Below are 16,532 nucleotides of genomic sequence, written 5' to 3'. Positions count from 1 at the left end.
CGTGCCACAGTCCGCTCGTTCAACAGACGCAACATGCGCTCCTCCGCTATTGTCCGGCAGTAGGAGGCGCGACCACCGCGCTCGCTGCCGATGCACGACGGCTTATGCATCGCCATAAAGGACGGCGCTCGCGCTCATCACGCGCATCACACAAGGAAACAGCATGAACAAGTTGTTCGATCTGAGCGGCCGCACGGCGCTCGTCACGGGTTCGGCGCGCGGCATCGGCTATGCGCTCGCGGAGGGCTTTGGCTCGGCTGGCGCACGCGTCATCGTGAACGGGACGAAGACCGAGACCGTCGATGTGGCCGTGAGCCGGCTGCTCGCGCAAGGCTTCGACGCACGTGGTCAAGCCTTCGACGTCACCGACGAAGCATCCGTTGCAGCCGCATTCGCAGCGTGGGACGCGCAAGGTATAGAAGTGGACATCGTCGTGAACAACGCCGGCATTCAGTTCCGTAAGCCGATGATCGAGCTCGCGCTCGCCGACTGGCAACGCGTGATCGACACCAATCTGACGAGCGCGTTTATCGTCGCGAAAGAAGCGGCGCGGCGCATGATCGAGCGCAAGGGCGGCGGCAAGATCATCAATATCGGCTCGTTGACGAGCGAAGGCGCGCGCGCGACGGTGGCACCCTATACGGCTGCCAAGGGCGGCATCAAGATGCTCACGCGCGCCATGAGCGCCGAGTGGGCGCCGTTCGATATTCAGGCCAACGCGATCGGCCCCGGCTATATCCTGACCGACATGAATCAGGCGCTTGTCGACAACGCCGACTTCGACCGGTGGGTCAAGAGCAGCAACCCGTCAGGGCGCTGGGGCAGGCCCGAAGAACTCGTCGGCACGGCGGTCTATCTCGGGTCGTCCGCATCGAGCTACGTCAACGGACAGATCATCTACGTCGACGGTGGCTGGCTCGCGGTCCTCTGACGCTCGCGCAGCCCCGGCGCCTACCCGCGCCACGCCGAGTTGCGGATAACGGAGCAGAAGTTGCCCGGCCGAAAGCGCGGTTCCTTGTCCGCGATGACGTCGGCCTTGACGTTCCCGAACGTGGTGTGAGGTTTGTGTTTGATACCGTCGTAGAACGCCTGAATGATGTCCTCCTTGAAGTGCTCGGTCCTCGGATACGCATTGACGACAGCGGTTCTTTCCGCCTCGCTGTACTCCGGGTAAGCGAGACCGAGCACATCCATCTCGACTCCCGCGGTCACGAGCGCGATCACCGGATGCATATGTTGCGGCACGCCCGGTGTCGTATGAAGCGCGATGGCGGTCCACACGAGGTCGATGTCGGCGGGGGCGATGCCGTGCTGCCTCAGAAAGTCGCGCGCGGCGTTCGCGCCGTCCACTTCGAAACGCTCGGTCTGGCTGCTGTGCGAAGGCATGAGGCCCATGTCGTGAAACATGGCGCCGGCGTAGAGCAGTTCCGCGTCGAACTTCACGCCGCGCCGCTGGCCGGCAAGGGCGCCGAAGTAATACACGCGGCTCGAATGATTGAAAAGCAGCTCCGTTTCCGTATCGCGGACGAACTCCGTGATTGCCCGGGCAAGCTGGCTATCCGGAATGGCAACGGTATTCGCGCTAGTGCTCATGGTGTTCTCCTGAGGGTGATGAGCACTATTGTCAGGCGTGGTATCGTTGGCACTGTTACGCGTGAAACGTCGAATCCTGCCATTTCGCGCGACATTCGGACCTGGAGAATCATGCTGTCATGGCCAAGACAATTGCCATCCTTGCGGTGCCCGGCGTGCAGATGCTCGACGTTTGCGGACCGCTCGACGTGTTCGCGCAAGCCAACGTCGAGACGGGGCGCGACGAGTATGACCTGAAGATCGTCGGCACTCGGGCAGGGCAGTTGAGAAGTTCGTCGGGCGCGCGGCTGCTGCCGGACGAGATAGTCGGCGACGACTTCGTTGCAGTGCATACGCTGCTTGTCGCGGGCGCGCCTCATGCATCGACCATGACGATTTCGACCACGTTGCGCGAGTGGTTGAGGACAGTTGCGAAGCGATCAAAACGCTTTGGCTCCGTATGCACCGGCGCGTTCATTCTTGCCGAAGCAGGCTTGCTGGAGACAAAGCGCATCACGAGTCACTGGTCTTGCATCGACGAGTTGTCGCGCCGCTATCCGACAGTGACCGCGGAGCCGGACGCGCTCTATGTGCGCGACGGCAAGCTGCGAACGGCCGCGGGCGTGACGGCCGGCCTCGATCTGGCGCTCGCGCTCGTCGAGGAGGATCTCGGGCGCGATATCGCGATGCGCGTCGCCAGTCAGCTTGTGATGTTCTTCAAGCGCCCCGGCGGACAGTTGCAGTTCAGCCGCAAGGGCCGGGCGCAGCCAGCGGGCCGCTCGGTCTTGCAGGAAGTGCAGCGGCTCGTCGCGGCGCGACCCGAGCTCGACCATAGCGTGGCCAGCATGGCCGCGCATGCCCGTTTGAGCCCGCGCCATTTCGCCCGGCTCTTTCAGGCAGAAGTGGGCGTGACGCCGGCGGTCTGGGTGGAATCGGCGCGCGTGGCGGCTGCGCGCAATCTCATCGAGACGCGCGGCGATGCGCCGAAACAGCTCGCTGCGAAATGCGGGTTCGCTAATGCGGACGTGTTGCGGCGCACCTTCGTCAAGCACGTGGGCGTGACGCCTTCGGAGTACCGAAAGCGTTTCATGACCCTTGCACGCGCTGACGAGGGTGCGGACGCGAGTTCGGCGCGCCTGAGGAGGCGGCCGGGGCCCTGAGCCGGCTTCAGCTTGCCGGCATGGCGTCCTTGTATTCGACGAGCACTTCGCGATACGGCCGCGTGCCGTCATTGCGCGCCTTGTGCGTCGCCGGCACGCGGGCGCCCTTGCCGAGTTCCGAGAGCACTTCGAGATAGCCGCCCTCGCATTTGAGCGAATACACGGCGCCCGTCGGTACTTCGAAGATGCCTAGGTCCGCGCCGTCCTTGTCGTAGATATGGAGCGGCGCGCCTTCTATTGCGTACCACATGTACGAGTGCTCATGCGTATGAACCGGCGTCTCTTCGCCCGGTTGAAGCGCGAAGTTCCACACGATGACTTTGTCGTTCTCGAACACCTTTTCGCTTCCTACGCCAGCCATGGTTGTCTCCTGAGATGTCCACCGGGTCAGACTGCGTCTGTCGGCCGTGATCGAACGTTATTCGTGTTCGTTGCCACGGCCGCTGCGGCGGATTGATCGAAACTCCGCCGTTTCTTTGAGTTCCTTGCAGAGCGCGTTGACGGCGAAGCCCGCGTGCTTCGGCAGCGTCGGCTTGAGCATGGATAGGCTATTCCTCCGCTGAATGGAGAGCAACGTCGCGCGGCCTCCGGCGATGGCGTAAGGCTTTGTCGGCGATGTTACAGCAGTGTCGCCAGCTTGCGCATGCAGCGGCAGGGTGCGTCGCATGCGCGTGGCGGATGGCCCGGCCACTCTCGTGACCGCGCCGGACACGAAATCCATTCGCTCTGAAGTAAATGCTGCAGGGCATATAGACGCGCGCGTTTCTCGGGGACTAGTATCGTTTCGAAGCCAGCTTTCGCATGACCCGAGGATTCAGGTTTTCTGTCGGTAGTCCACCAAGGAGACATGTCATGAGAAGGGCTGGCCATTTGCGAACATTGATCGCGGCGCTGATTGCATCGACTTCGTTGCTATCCGCGTGCGGTCACGACCACGATTCCGGCATCACGCCGGCCAACGCGGCGGACGCGCCGCTCGCATCCGATCCCGCGTGTCAGAGTCTCGTTCCCGCATCGCAAGGCGGGCCGCTGCCGCAAGGCGACACCGCAGTGCTGCGCTGGCTCGGCACCGCGAACTACGAGCTCGCGTATCACGGCGTGGTCGTCATCATGGACACGTACTATGAGCGGCCCGCGCGCACGGCTCCGCTCGGCTTCACCGTGTCGCAGGTGCAGAAGGCGAACGTCATTCTGATCGGTCACGCGCATTCCGATCACATCAGCGATGTCGCTGCGGTCGCGGCGCAGACGAAGGCACAGGTCATCGGCTCCGCGATTACGACGAAGGAAGCCCAGGTGCTCGGCGTGCCCGTCGCGCAGACCACCACGGTGACGGGCAACAATACCGAGAAGTTCACGTATGGCGATATCAGCATCAGCCCGACGCACATCATTCACAGCACGATCGAAGCCGGATTGACGACTCAGCTCGCCGCGCTCTACGCACTCGATGCGCCACCGCTGACCGCCGCCGAGCAGCAGCAACACGATGCGGTTTCGGCGCGCGGATCGAGCGATCCGAACATCGTTACGCAAGGCACGATGGGCTTCACGTTCACGTTTCCGAACGGCTTCAAGATCGTGTGGTTCGACAGCGTGAGCAATCCCAGCCCCGAAGAGTTGCAGCTCGCGACGAGCGTGGCGCCGGGCGTGGATGTCGGCATCTTTCCGTGGACGCCGCATCCGATCGCGGAAACGCAGTTGAGCTTCACGTTCCAGCATCTCCAGTTGTTCAAGCCCAAGCTCTTCCTGCCCGATCATCACGATGCGATCTGGGGTTTGTGGCTCGACAACGGCCTCGCGCCGCTCTTCACGAAGATACGCGACGAACTGCCGGGGACGAAGTATGCCGAGCCGCTGTATCGGTCGCCGATCTGCATTCGAACGAGCGGCAATAACCGCGATGAGTTTTACATGGGCGGCACTTGAAGGGCGCGCCGGTCCGAGTCCCCGCCTACTGAGTGCGACACGCTAATGAGCGTGCCGCCCGTGGGGTACCCAACTGCCCCCACTGAAGTCCTACGTTCGACGAACCTTGTCTTTCTGCGGCTCGATCGCTCACAAGAAGGCGACATCCGACGCAAGAAGACATGGCTTCGTTCACAATGCGAGACGTCAGTAAAAACGTGACGGACGAACCGCCCTATTCGGTCAGATCGCCAGCGGCAGCGAGGCCGTCTGCACGCTACGCGCGCTATCACCAGCCGCACGCCTAGGCCCCGCCTGAAATTCCACGCGCGATTGTTCGCCTGCCCCGGATTGTCAATTCGAGGCTCCGGCCTTTTTCGTGATCGCGTATACCCCTACAGTGTGGCATTCGTCGCGCCGGCCGTTCGATGTCGAACGCTACGCCGAAGCGTTGCTCCCTATTCGTCTCGATCCTCATGCACCTCGACACCCCTACGAACTCCGGAACATCGAACGGCCACGCAACCACGCTGCGTCAGTGGCTTGCGGTGCTTGCCGTCGCAGTCAGCGCGTTTGCGTTCGTGACGGCGGAATTCCTGCCGGTCGGCCTGCTGCCGCAGATCGCGCACGACCTGGGCGTGAGTCCGGGCGTCGCGGGCCTGATGGTGACGACGCCCGGCGTGATGGCCGCCATCTTCGCCCCGACGCTGCTTGTCGGCGCGGGCCGCATGGACCGTCGATACGTCTTTCTGCTGCTCACGGCTGTGCTCTTCGTCTCCAACGTCGTTTGCGCGATGGCGCCCGGCCTCGTCACGATGCTCGTGGGTCGCGCGTTGCTCGGCGCGGCGCTCGGCGGATTCTGGACGCTCGCGACGGCTGCGGCCCCGCGACTCGTGCAAGGCAACGATGCGGCGAAAGCCACGGCGATCATTCTCACGGGCGTGACGTTCGCCACGGTCATCGGCGTGCCGCTCGGCATCTTCATTGCATCGTTCGCTTCGTGGCGCCTTTCGTTCGCAGCGACGGCGGGCCTCGTCGCGGTCGCGCTGATCGCTCAGGCGCTGCTCGTGCCGCGACTGCCGTCCGCGTCCGCGCTGCGTCTTCAAGACTTCCGGGCGCTGCTCGCGCGGCCGCAGGCGCGCCTCAGCATGGTGATGGTCGCGTTCGCTTTCGGCGCGCACTTTTCGACCTACACGTATATCGCACCGTTGCTGGAGCAGGACTTCTCGCTGAATGCCATCACCTTGCTGCTGCTGGGCTTCGGCATCATCGGCTTCTTCTCTAACGCGCTTATGTCGATGATCGTGGCGAAACATCTCGTCAAATCCGTCGGGGCCATGATCGTGCTGCTTCTCGCCGCGATCATGTCGATGCTGCTACTCGGGCATTCGCACATCGGCGAGACTGCCGCCATGCTGATCTGGGGCATTGCGTTCGGCGCGCTGCCGCTGTGCTTCAGCGTGTGGATTCAAAGCGGGACGGCCGATTATCCGGAGGCTGGCTCCGCAATGTTCGTCAGCATCATTCAGGTGGCCATTGCGACGGGGTCGGCCGTGGGCGGCGCGATCGTCGACCATGCGGGCGTGGAAACCGACTTCATGCTCGGCGCCGTATTGGCGGTGCTCGGCCTCGTGACGTTGCATCGCGTGACGGCGCTGGGGCGCTCGGGCATGGCGATGGCGGCCAAGCCGTCGCTCGACTGACGTTCAATCGGTTCGGCTGGGATCGCGGCGGGGACTTTCGCGAGCGAGAACACCGTCTGCGGCACGCCGATTGCGTCACCATGAAGCCGACAGGAGAGGAACATGGAGACGACGATTGCAAGGGTGTTTCGGTCTCTTGAGGAAACCGAGCAGGCGCGCGAAGCGCTTCTAAAGGCGGGCGTCGAAGCGGACGCGGTGGATATCGCGTTTCAAGCGGACGAAGCGGGTCCTGTGCGCGGCAATTTTCTGGCGGGCGACAGCGTGACATCGCTCGGTACGGAAGAGGAATACGACAGGCGCTTCAGACATCAGGGCGAGGTGTCGCGCTACATATTGACTGCGCGCGTCGATGAAGCCCGCGCACATGACGTCGAGGCCGCGCTTCAGCGGGCCGGTGGCCGCACCATCGACGCAGCCACGCCCACGCCGCCAGACCGCGACAAGCAGGGCTAGATCAAGACGCTCTCGCAAACCGCACGAGTCCATCGCCGCCGTTTAAGGCGCGCGACGTTTCGCAGCGGCCGAACGATCCCGCCACCACGACCCTCCGTCACGTATCAGAACCGATACGTGACGCCGACCTTGACGATCGGATAAAACCGCAGCTTGTCCGCCTTGTCCTGCAATCTGCGCTCTTCGGCTTCGATGTTCGCCGCGCCGGCTTCGGCAACGATATCGGCCGGCACGTCGAGGTTGACATGCGGACGGCCATAGGCGACGCCTGCATCGAAGAAAGCGGAAAAGCCCTTTTGCGCCACCGGCGTATGGCCGAAGCCGATGCCGAGATACGGCCGCACCGTCGGGAAGCGGGCTCTGGCGTGAATGCTTTCGCCGAGCGTCGAATACGGCGTGCCGTTGATCGTGTAGGTGCCGCTCGGGCTGGTGGCGGTGGCATCGACGTTGTCGTTGCCGATCAGCGCGCCCGCCGTGAACCGGAAGCTCACGGTGTCCGGCGCGGGAAAGAAGTCGAGGTAGAGCCCGCCGTGATAGATATGCGCGGTGCCGTCGTAATGCAGATCGCCTGAACTGAAGCTGCGCGAGAACTGCACGCCGTTGAACTCGGCGCGCACGTTGTCGCGGCTGCCGAGCGGCTGTGAAAAACCAATGCCGGCGCCTTCGGTGCCGATCTGCCCATAGATTTCGCTTGCGTGAACGAGCGGGGCGGAGAGCGCGACGGCGCCTGCCGCGACAGCGAGCAAGAACTTCATGATTGCGAGAGCTTCCTTGGAGGAGAACGCGTCGCGCTGGATGGGCGACGCGCCGATGTCTTCTGATACTTGTGTTTACGGAGCCGCTCGAACAATCTTGAGGTCGCGTGATCGCGTGTCCGCCTCGGGTTGTATCCGGCGCTTCGTTTGCGACGAAGGCGGTCGACGTCCCGTTGAGCGTGACATGCATTGGCTGCACGCGCCATCGACGCATGGCATCGTCGCGTTTTACGGCGGCGGCTCGTTTCCGTCGAAGCGGCCCGCAAGGCGTTCGATTGTCCGACGCAGCGCCAGCCTACGCGGCGCTGCGTCTCACCCACGCAGTCAGATGCTCTACCGGCGATGCGTCGCCGTCACTTGCCTGATCGCGTTGAAAAGCGTTTCGGGATCGACGGGCTTCGCCAGATGCAGGTCGAACCCCGCCTGCAATGCGCGAGCCTTGTCCTCGGGCCTGCCGAACGCCGTCACGGCAATGGCGGGAAACGTCCAGCCCGCCTCGCGCAACGATCGCAGCAGCACGTAGCCGTCTTCGCGAGGCATGCCGATGTCCGACAGCACGACATCGAACGCTTGCGCCGCAATGCACTGTCGTGCTTCGGCAGCCGATTCCGCATCGCGCACCGCCGCGCCCGCCGATTCGAGGACGGCGCGCATCGCCTCGCGCGCGTCGGCTTCGTCCTCGACGAGCAGGATCGAGAGGCTCGCGAGCGCCTCGTCGGAAGACGACGCGACGTCCGCCGCGCCGGATGCGCTTTGCAGCGACCACTGTGCCGACGCCAGCGGAAGCTGAACCGTGAACGTGCTGCCGCGTCCTTCGCCGTCGCTATGCGCCGTGATCGAGCCGCCGTGCAGCGTCACGATGCTGCGCGCAATCGCGAGCCCGATGCCGAGTCCGCCGAAGGTGCGCGTCGTCGCCTGCGACGCTTGCGCGAACGGTTCGAACACGCGGTCGATGAAAGAAGCCGGAATGCCCGCGCCGTTGTCCGCGACCTGCACATCGACGCGGTTGCTCTTGCTTGTCGCAAGCACGCAGATGCGGCCGTTCTGTCCGTTGTACTTGAGCGCGTTGCTGAGCAGGTTCGAGAAGACCTGGCGCAGCCGCATCTGATCGCCTTCGACGATGAGCGTATCGGGCAGATCAGTGGTCACCGTGACGCGCTTCGCGCCGGCTGCGAGTTCGATGTCGCCGATCTCCGACTTGAGCAGCGGCACGAGATCGAACGGCTCCGCGCTGATGAGCATCTTGCCCGCCGCGATGCGGCTCAGGTCCAGCAGATCGTCGACGAGCCGCGACTGCAACTGCACGTTGCGCGCGATCGCTTCGATGCCGCGTGCGGTCAGGCCGGGATTCGCGTTCTCCTGTTTGAGCAGAAAGAGCCACGATTGCATCGCGTTGAGCGGCGTGCGCAGTTCATGCGACACGGTTGCGAGGAACGTGTCCTTCAGCTGGTTCGTGTGTTGCGCTTCGAGGCGCAGCAGGCGCTCGTTCGCCAGCAGCCGGTCGCGCTCGAACTCCAGTGTCTTGTGGCGCGAGATGTCGATGGTGATGCCGTCGAACCGCAGCGGCTGGCCTTGCTCGTCCACGTGCGTGCCGCCTTTGGCGCGAATCCACCGGATCTCGCCGGATGCCGAAACGGTCCGGAATTCGACGTCGTACGGAACGCCGTGCGTAACGGACTGCTCGACGGCCACGCGCGTCTTGTCGCGGTCGTCGGGGTGAATCCGCGAGTAGAACAGGTCCATGCTCACGCCCGCGTTCGCCGGCAGCCAGAAGTGCTCTTTGCACTTCGTATTCCACACGATGCGGTCGAGCGGCAGCGGGCAATGGAACGTGCCGATATCGGCGGCTTCGATCGCCAGATGAAGACGATGACGTTCGTCGCGCAGGCTTTGCGCGGTGCGCAGCGTTTCCTCGACGTCGGTGATCATGCCGACCCACTCGAATATCTCGCCCTGCTCGTCGTGAGTGCCGGCCGCGCGGACCTGGCAGCGCCGGAACGTCGAGGACGCGGCGTGCCACACGCGCACGTCCGCGCGATACGGCGTGTCGGTGTGAAGCGACTGGTCGAGCGCCGCCTGGGACGTCGCGCGGTCGTCCGGGTGAATCATCTCGGCCCAGCCATAACCGCGGTGCTCTTCCCACGGCTGCCCCGTGTAGCGCTCCCAGGACGGCTGCGGCGCGACGAACCGGCCCATCGCATCGCAGACATACGCCACCGCGCTCGCCACGGTCACGAGCGCGCGATAGCGCGACTCCAGGCGCATGCGGTCCAGCTCGACATTGCCGGGATTCCCGACGTCGATGGTCGCCCCGACCCAGCGGACGATCGCGCCGTCGCTGTGACGCATGGGGCTCGCGAGCGAGCGCATCCAGCGATAGGTGCCGTCCGTCTGCCGGAAGCGATGGTCGATCAGGTAATCCGTGCCGCTGGCGACCGATGCCGCCCAGCGCGCCAGCGTGTTCTCCCGGTCGTTCGGGTGCAGCAGCGCTTCCCATGCGCGCCCGAGCAAGTGCTGATCCGGGTCCGTGTGCTGGAACACGACGCTCGACAAGTAATCGAGCGCGCCGTCGGGCCGCGCGGTCCAGACGATGAGGGGCATGACCTCGGCAAGCAGCTTATAGTCGCCCGCTGTTGCTTGGCGGTCCGCTGAAGCGCTGGGCTCGCCGGAGTCGGGCGCCTCGCGCTCGGACTCTGAGAGCGCGGGTCGCGAATCCGGCTGCGCGATGAGGAGCACGGCCGGCGCGGAAGGGGCGGAATCGCCGCTCGCCAACGGGCGAAATTCGAAGCGCCACGTCCGGATGCCGCCGGCGCCCGACTCGTCCGCTAACGCTTCGGTCGTGCTGACCACGCGACGCTCATCGAGTGCTTGCGTCGCCACGGACGTGAGCCGCGCACAAGAGGCGTCGCGAGAGGGTAACGGCAACCTGGCGCGTATGACGGACAGAAACGGCTCGGCGCAGACACCGGCCGGCCACCATCCGAACTGTTGCTTGAACCGCGTGTTGGCCTCGACGACGCAGAAGTCTGGCCCGAGAACCGCGCACAAGGCGGGGTTCGCGTCCAGCAATGCAAGTGTCAATGCGTCTTCGTTAGCGTGCATGCGTTTACTAGAACTCAAGAATGCGACGATGGTCCGGGCATGACTGCTTCGAACGATCGTCAGCGGGTTCTCGCATCGCACTCACGATGCAGCTGGGAACGGCTCATTTTAGACGAAAGGCGCACATCGGGATGACGCATCGATGTCAGCGAGTCGGCTGCTGGTAGCGAATGTTTCCGTGCGTCGGCTCGGATTGAACCTCGACCGTTCGAGGCATAAGCAGCGGCGCGATGGATCAGCGGAACCGGAGGTAACAATTGCTGGCTCTGGCAAAGGCGTGGCGCCGCGTGCCAAGCGGCTATCTCAGCGAAGCGAATTCGCTAAAGAACCGGCATGACCGCGCCGATAACGGGACTGCATTCCCAACCGAAGCACAACGGGCCTTGCGACGGGGATGCGACAGCAAGTGCGTAAGTGCGTATGCGCGCTCCGATGGACGTACTACGGTGTTCCAGGCGTGGCGGGTGCCACGCCGACGACCGAATTATCTATGAGCATTCGAAATTTCTCGGTATCAAAGAAGCTGGCGCTCGCTTTCGGCGCCGTGCTGGCGATCCTCGTGCTTCTCTCGAGCGTGAGCTACAGCAACCTGTCGCGGTTATCCGAAGCGGTTGCATGGAATGACCACTCCTATAAGGTCCTCCAGGCGGCAGACGAGGCGACACTGTCGCTCGTCAATATGGAAACCGGGTTGCGCGCATTCGCCGTGAGCGGCGACGACGAAGTCCTGGCGCCGCTCAACTCGGGCAAGCAACGCTTCGCGGAGCGCTTCGAGCAACTGCGCTCGCTGACAGCCGACAACGCCCAGCAGCAGGCGCGCCTGAAGGTGCTCGGCGAGCAGCAACGTGCCTGGTATGCGACGGTCGTCGAGCCGATGATGGCAACGCGCCGCGCGGTCGCGGCGGGCAACGGTTCGCTCGAAGAGTTCGCGCGTAACTTCAAGTCGCAATCCGGCAAGCAGCAGATGGACGAGATGCGGGCGACGCTGCGGGACTTCCGCGAAGCAGAGGCCTCGCTGCTGACGCAGCGCAGCGATGAAGTCCAGCACCTTCGATCCGTGACGGTAGCCGTTCTCGCGGTCGGCACGTTGATCGCCGTGGCGCTGGCCTCGATGCTCGGCCTCTGGCTGACCCGCGCCATTTGCGTTCCGCTGCGCCGTGCAGTGGATGCCGCCGACGGCATCGCAAAGGGCAACCTGACCGCGCGTATCGAAGCCGACAGTCAGGACGAGCCTGGCCTGCTTCTGGCCGCGCTTGCTGCGATGCAAGCGAATCTCGTGAACCTGATGACCCAGATTCGCACGAGCTCCGATTCGATCGGCACGGCATCGAGCGAAGTGTCGGCGGGCAATACCGACTTGTCGCAACGCACGGAAGAGCAGGCTGCGTCGCTCGAACAGACGGCTTCGAGCTTGGCGGAACTGACGAGCACCGTGCAGCAGAGCGCGCAGAACGCGAGCCAGGGCGCTCAACTCGCAGAGAACGCGGCAGCGACCGCGCAAACGGGCGGCGAAGTCGTGGGGCAGGTCGTGTCGACGATGTCCGAGATCTCGGAGAGTTCGACTCGCGTGGCCGAGATCATTGCGGTCATCGAGGGCATCTCCTTCCAGACGAACATTCTCGCTCTCAACGCAGCGGTGGAAGCCGCGCGCGCGGGCGAGCAAGGCAGGGGCTTCGCGGTCGTCGCGACGGAAGTGCGCACGCTGGCTCAGCGCAGCGCATCGGCTGCGAAGGAGATCAAGGCGCTCATCGAGACCTCCGTCGACAAGGTGACGGCGGGCACGCAGCTCGTCGGTCGGGCCGGCGACACGATGCGGGAAATCGTCACGTCGATTCAGCGTGTCAACGACATCATGAGCGAAATCTCCGCCGCGACGCATGAGCAAAGCCGGGGCATCGAGGAGATCAACCGGGCGGTCGCGCAGATGGACGACGTGACGCAGCAGAACGCCGCGCTCGTCGAGCAAGCGGCGGCGGCGGCCACGTCGCTCGACGATCAGGCGCGTCGGCTGGGATTGGCGGTGTCTGCGTTCAAGACGCACTGAGCGTAGAGCAGGGACCGGCTTAGGGCGACTAAGACGGGCGCGGAACATGCGCCTCTCTCAGTCGCCCTTTTTTGTCGAGCGTCGAACGAGAAGGGGCGCATCACGCCTGCATCGGAATGCGCGCGTACCGGAAACGTAACTCGATGCGCGATCAATGGCCTCTCACGACTCGTGACCAACTCGCACCGGCGCCTGTGTGAACAAACAGGCCGATTGCGCCAAACGCTATTTACCCACTTGCCATTGCAGTACCGGGTGAGATACGCCCGCGATGAACGTCCAGACTCCGCCCGGCGCGAAATTCCACGTCGGCCCGAAGCTCGACGCCATGCTCATTTGCGCGGTCGTCAGGCCGTTGGCTGCCGGGATCGGCGTCCCGTCAGCGGCACCGACGCTCTGGCCCGACACTTCGCGGTCCCAAAAGACGTCTCTGGCGACGTTGCCTGCGTTGGTCGACGTGATGCCCCCGGTACCGCCCGGCGGCAGAACCGGGGGAATGCTCATCGCGGCAAACGACTCTTCGATCCTGCCGCCGTTGTGCTCGGTCAAGCCGCCGTCCGTCACGCCGCTGCCGGTGCCGGTCGCATACGACTGCCGGATGATCCCGTTCGGCGCGTTCTCCGCCGCGATGCCACCCACGTGAGAATGCGAGCCGCCAGAGTAGTCACCGTTCGACGACGACTGAATGATCAGCCCCGAGTTGGACAGCGCGATGCCGCCCATCGACCCTTGCGCGTACATCGACACGCTGCTCGTCGCGCGAGAGACGGTGCCCGTGTTGTCACCGACCACGCCGCCGATGGCTCCGGCGCCTTCCTCCGCGGTGTACATCTGCCCTTTGACGCTGACGTTGGCAATCAAGCCGGCCGATGTCCCCGCGAGCAGGCCGGCCAGCGTTCCCCCCGTCGAAGCGTTGGCGTTCGTCAGGTTCACGTTGCGTACCACGCCGGATGCCCCGATCGTCGAGAAGGTGCCTAGTGGCGGGGAATCCGAGGCCTCGATCGTGTAGACCGAGATGCCGTCGATCGTATGCCCGAAGCCGTCGAACTGGCCGGTGAAGCCGGTCGTGCTGCCCAGACCGATCGGCGTGAAGAAACCCTTCGAGGACAGGTCCTTCCCGAGTGCGTAATTGCCAGCGAGGTTTTGCGATATGTTCTCCAGTTCGTCGATCGAGTTGACGAGCCGGTAAGCGGTCACTTGCGTCTTGAGTCCGCTGAACGGCGCGGCGGCCCACGCGGCGTTCGTGCGTACGGTGCCCGGCGTGTACCGACCATTCGAATCGTAGAGCGCCGCGACGAAACCGGTGCTTCGCGACCAGTCGATGGTGCCCGCGTTCGTGATGCTGCCGTGATTGTCGACGCCCTTCGAATCGGCGCGCAGCGTCAGGTTGCCCGCGCCTGTGTCCGATAGCGTGGTGGCGGGTCCGATCAGAATCGAATGTCCGGCGTTCAGCGCGAGCGATGCCGCGCCGTTCCAGCGCAGGGCCGAAACGATATTGATGTCCCTGTCCGCGTTGATCGTCACCGACGTGCCGCTCGAAAGGCTGCGCGACAGCGCCGCCGCGTTGTGCGGTCCCGCGTTCAGTTCGCCCACGCCGATGTTCCACTTCGACGCCGCCACCGTGCTGTGCTCGAACTCCATTGTCTTGCCGATGGTATCGACGGTGCCGCCGGTGCCGTCGCCATTCCGCGCGTTGATTCTCTCGTGCTGCTGTACATCGCCCTCGCGAGCGACGAGCCACACGTGGCCATCGCGCTTGGCGGTGCCTGTCGCGCGCAAGGCGGCGTGACGGCCGGCGAGTGCGTAGACGTTGCCATCGGCCGCTTCGAGATGGATCTGCGCGGCGCGAATGGTGCCTCCGTTGACGACATCGCCCAGGCTACCCGGCTGCACAAAGACTTGCGTGCCGGATGCCGATTCCTTCAGCAAGACTTGCTTGCCGGTGACGAGTTCTGCCGTTCCGTTCGGTGCAGCGATACGCCCTTCGTTTTCTGTGCGAGAAACGGAAATGAGGAACACGTCGCCACCGCTCGAACTGATCCGGCCCAGATTGAGCACGGATGCAGTGCTCGCGCCCGACAAGGTCAGCGGACCGCCTGCCATGAAGCCGTCGTTGGACGTATCGAGCGTAGAGGCGACGAAGCGGCCGCCGGTCGTGACGACGCCTTGCCGTCCGATCAGCACGCCCTGCGGATTGACGAGGTAAAAGCTGCCGGTCGCGCTCAGGCTGCCGTCGATGGTCGACATGTTCGAGCCGGTCACGCGCGACAACGTGGCGCCGGAGCCATTGTTGACCTTGACGCTGTTGCCCGCGCCGATGGAGAAGCTGTTCCAGTCGATCACGCCCCGTGCCGAATTCTGCGTGATGGTGACCTGATCAGGACCCGACGCGATGCCGCCCGATCCCGCGACGAAGCGGCCGTTCTGCGGCAACGGGCCGGCCGCGAAGGCGACCGGTAGCGAGGCGCATGTCAGGAAGATCACAACCGCAGGCCGGGACAGGCGATGACGACAAGCGAACGCAGCGCGCATAAGGCCTCCCGTTGCGTAGCACAACGAAGCTAAGGGTGCATCGTTAAGCATAGGCCGCGATAAGGAGAATGCAATGCGCGCGTAAGCCCGTCCTCTGCACGGGTGTGCGCTTCTGATGGCTCTCCGCTTGATGTATGTGCCTTGAACGTAACGTCCGACGTTTCATCAGCGACGAGCCATCGGTTCGCGCTGCGTGCACTGTCTACTACGGACTGCTGCGAGCCCTTTGCTCCCGATCGTCATTCCATGCTCAAGCGTTCGCACGTATGCTTCGGCGTCCAGTCGTCGGCTGGCAATCCTCGCGGCATGGTCGCGTCCATGAGGATAAGCACCAGCCAGTGGCTTGTTCTTTGCCGATGCCGGTGAGCAGCATCGGCTCTCCCGGCGGAACGATCACGGGTGGCGCGCCCGGCCGGCCGAGTTGTTCCCCATGCGGCGTTTCGAGACACTGCGCGCCGGTGAGAACGAACCACGCTTCGGTGCCCGGATGCCGATGGATCGTGGATTGCATGCCGGGCCTGAAGTTTCCCTCCATGTAGGTGGCCATCAAGGAGCTGGCCTGGGGAAGTGTCAGAGGGCCGACATCGGCGATGTGTTCTCCCGCCGATGGGCGCCAGGACTCGCCTGCGATAGTGAAAAGCCAGACCGTCCCGAGGATTTCGACGACCGTACCGTTCGTACTCTTGGCCGCTTGCGCCGATGAACGGTCTGCGAATCGATCGATATGCCAGTAAACCGGCCTGTTCGGGAGTTCTTGCAGATGCTGTTCCGCATGGACGAAGCAGCCGTACTCGGTGGTCCGTTCATTGACGGGAATGCAGGCGCCGCCCGTTTGCGCGAACAAGCGAGCCGGCGCTGCCAGTCCGATCAGGGCAACGCCGATGACGCCCGATGCGACGGCCGCTGCTCTGACGATACGTTTCTGGAATGGCGGCATTTTTCGCATCGATGCCTAACTCCAAAAATGATATGCAGTACTGTACGTATGTTAGATGGGGAATCCGTTTTCGCAAGCAGCGTAGGGTTAGTGTCCGATCCAAAAAGTGCAGCATGCGTGCGACGCCGCACGCAGGCATTTCGTCAGCGCAAAAGCCGCTTCTTCCTTCAGAGCATGTCGATACAAGCCCAGCTTGGCCGACCGTGCTTTCAACGCCAGACTGCGCCGCGAAGAAAAAGAAGCGAAAACGGCTAAAGATTCCGCCGCCCGAGCCGATAATGCGACGAGGCAAACCCGGAGTGATCCGGCGACGCAAAGCTAAAGGGACTCACGCGTGACCACGAGTGAGTTTGCCAGTTGCCCGCC

General features: G+C 63.9%; 13 protein-coding genes and 1 riboswitch. Of the genes, 6 read left to right on the top strand and 7 right to left on the bottom strand.

All coding sequences use genetic code 11. The features are described from left to right. Positions 1-163: 163 nt before the first annotated feature. Positions 164-931, top strand: a complete 768-nt coding sequence (locus NCR37_RS26795; protein WP_250475828.1) for an SDR family oxidoreductase — start codon at positions 164-166, stop codon at positions 929-931. 20 nt (positions 932-951) lie between these two features. On the opposite strand, the gene NCR37_RS26790 is transcribed toward NCR37_RS26795, so the two are convergent. Continuing rightward, positions 952-1,593 (bottom strand): HD domain-containing protein, encoded by a 642-nt coding sequence (locus tag NCR37_RS26790; RefSeq protein WP_250475827.1) that lies wholly within the window; start codon positions 1,591-1,593, stop codon positions 952-954. Between the two features lie 119 nt (positions 1,594-1,712). Here NCR37_RS26790 and NCR37_RS26785 point away from each other — a divergent pair, with 119 nt between their 5' ends. Next, entirely contained in the window at positions 1,713-2,732 is a 1,020-nt protein-coding gene (locus NCR37_RS26785; RefSeq protein ID WP_250475826.1) for a GlxA family transcriptional regulator, read from the top strand. 7 nt (positions 2,733-2,739) lie between these two features. On the opposite strand, the gene NCR37_RS26780 is transcribed toward NCR37_RS26785, so the two are convergent. Together NCR37_RS26780 and NCR37_RS26775 are read right to left on the bottom strand one after the other, a co-directional pair. Continuing rightward, positions 2,740-3,093, bottom strand: a complete 354-nt coding sequence (locus NCR37_RS26780) for a cupin domain-containing protein (RefSeq protein ID WP_250475825.1) — start codon at positions 3,091-3,093, stop codon at positions 2,740-2,742. 57 nt (positions 3,094-3,150) lie between these two features. Further along, on the bottom strand, positions 3,151-3,453 hold the full coding sequence (locus tag NCR37_RS26775) for a hypothetical protein (RefSeq protein ID WP_250475824.1): 303 nt from the start codon (positions 3,451-3,453) through the stop codon (positions 3,151-3,153). 131 nt (positions 3,454-3,584) lie between these two features. On the opposite strand from NCR37_RS26775, the gene NCR37_RS26770 reads away from it, so the two are divergent. The 3 genes from NCR37_RS26770 to NCR37_RS26760 all read left to right on the top strand — a co-directional run bounded on the left by NCR37_RS26770 (position 3,585) and on the right by NCR37_RS26760 (position 6,796). Continuing rightward, positions 3,585-4,661, top strand: a complete 1,077-nt coding sequence (locus NCR37_RS26770) for an MBL fold metallo-hydrolase (RefSeq protein WP_250475823.1) — start codon at positions 3,585-3,587, stop codon at positions 4,659-4,661. Between the two features lie 455 nt (positions 4,662-5,116). After that, positions 5,117-6,343, top strand: a complete 1,227-nt coding sequence (locus NCR37_RS26765) for an MFS transporter (protein ID WP_250475822.1) — start codon at positions 5,117-5,119, stop codon at positions 6,341-6,343. Positions 6,344-6,445: 102 nt separating this feature from the next. Next, positions 6,446-6,796 (top strand): hypothetical protein, encoded by a 351-nt coding sequence (locus tag NCR37_RS26760; RefSeq protein WP_250475821.1) that lies wholly within the window; start codon positions 6,446-6,448, stop codon positions 6,794-6,796. Between the two features lie 104 nt (positions 6,797-6,900). Here the strand turns inward: NCR37_RS26760 and NCR37_RS26755 are convergent, their stop codons facing one another. Together NCR37_RS26755 and NCR37_RS26750 are read right to left on the bottom strand one after the other, a co-directional pair. Next, complete coding sequence (locus NCR37_RS26755; protein WP_250475820.1) at positions 6,901-7,551, bottom strand: hypothetical protein; 651 nt, start codon at positions 7,549-7,551, stop codon at positions 6,901-6,903. A 333-nt stretch (positions 7,552-7,884) separates the two neighbouring features. Then, the gene (locus tag NCR37_RS26750) at positions 7,885-10,632 is read right to left on the bottom strand and encodes a hybrid sensor histidine kinase/response regulator (protein ID WP_250475819.1); all 2,748 of its coding nucleotides are present in this window, start codon (positions 10,630-10,632) and stop codon (positions 7,885-7,887) included. A 511-nt stretch (positions 10,633-11,143) separates the two neighbouring features. On the opposite strand from NCR37_RS26750, the gene NCR37_RS28455 reads away from it, so the two are divergent. Further along, entirely contained in the window at positions 11,144-12,697 is a 1,554-nt protein-coding gene (locus NCR37_RS28455; RefSeq protein WP_284507036.1) for a methyl-accepting chemotaxis protein, read from the top strand. Positions 12,698-12,922: 225 nt separating this feature from the next. On the opposite strand, the gene NCR37_RS26735 is transcribed toward NCR37_RS28455, so the two are convergent. Together NCR37_RS26735 and NCR37_RS26730 are read right to left on the bottom strand one after the other, a co-directional pair. Next, a complete protein-coding gene (locus tag NCR37_RS26735; RefSeq protein WP_250475818.1) occupies positions 12,923-15,181 on the bottom strand; it encodes a two-partner secretion domain-containing protein in 2,259 nt (752 codons plus the stop codon). A gap of 298 nt (positions 15,182-15,479) precedes the next feature. Further along, positions 15,480-16,175 (bottom strand): hypothetical protein, encoded by a 696-nt coding sequence (locus NCR37_RS26730; RefSeq protein ID WP_250475817.1) that lies wholly within the window; start codon positions 16,173-16,175, stop codon positions 15,480-15,482. Between the two features lie 268 nt (positions 16,176-16,443). Further along, positions 16,444-16,531, top strand: a riboswitch (cyclic di-GMP riboswitch). Position 16,532: the final 1 nt, after the last annotated feature.

The organism is Caballeronia sp. GAFFF1, assembly GCF_023630705.1.
Lineage (GTDB): Bacteria > Pseudomonadota > Gammaproteobacteria > Burkholderiales > Burkholderiaceae > Caballeronia.
The sequence above is the reverse complement of the archived record's forward strand: the minus strand, read 5'-3'. Positions and strand labels throughout refer to the sequence as shown.

What these genes read in the sequence shown, in the direction of transcription:
- NCR37_RS26795 (WP_250475828.1), top strand. Translation starts at nt 164, where the DNA reads ATGAACAAGTTGTTCGATCTGAGCGGCCGCACGGCGCTCGTCACGGGT.
- NCR37_RS26780 (WP_250475825.1), bottom strand. Translation starts at nt 3,093, where the DNA reads ATGGCTGGCGTAGGAAGCGAAAAGGTGTTCGAGAACGACAAAGTCATC.
- NCR37_RS26765 (WP_250475822.1), top strand. Translation starts at nt 5,117, where the DNA reads ATGCACCTCGACACCCCTACGAACTCCGGAACATCGAACGGCCACGCA.
- NCR37_RS26760 (WP_250475821.1), top strand. Translation starts at nt 6,446, where the DNA reads ATGGAGACGACGATTGCAAGGGTGTTTCGGTCTCTTGAGGAAACCGAG.
- NCR37_RS26755 (WP_250475820.1), bottom strand. Translation starts at nt 7,551, where the DNA reads ATGAAGTTCTTGCTCGCTGTCGCGGCAGGCGCCGTCGCGCTCTCCGCC.
- NCR37_RS28455 (WP_284507036.1), top strand. Translation starts at nt 11,144, where the DNA reads ATGAGCATTCGAAATTTCTCGGTATCAAAGAAGCTGGCGCTCGCTTTC.
- NCR37_RS26785 (WP_250475826.1), top strand. Translation starts at nt 1,713, where the DNA reads ATGGCCAAGACAATTGCCATCCTTGCGGTGCCCGGCGTGCAGATGCTC.
- NCR37_RS26790 (WP_250475827.1), bottom strand. Translation starts at nt 1,593, where the DNA reads ATGAGCACTAGCGCGAATACCGTTGCCATTCCGGATAGCCAGCTTGCC.
- NCR37_RS26730 (WP_250475817.1), bottom strand. Translation starts at nt 16,175, where the DNA reads ATGCGAAAAATGCCGCCATTCCAGAAACGTATCGTCAGAGCAGCGGCC.
- NCR37_RS26770 (WP_250475823.1), top strand. Translation starts at nt 3,585, where the DNA reads ATGAGAAGGGCTGGCCATTTGCGAACATTGATCGCGGCGCTGATTGCA.
- NCR37_RS26775 (WP_250475824.1), bottom strand. Translation starts at nt 3,453, where the DNA reads ATGGATTTCGTGTCCGGCGCGGTCACGAGAGTGGCCGGGCCATCCGCC.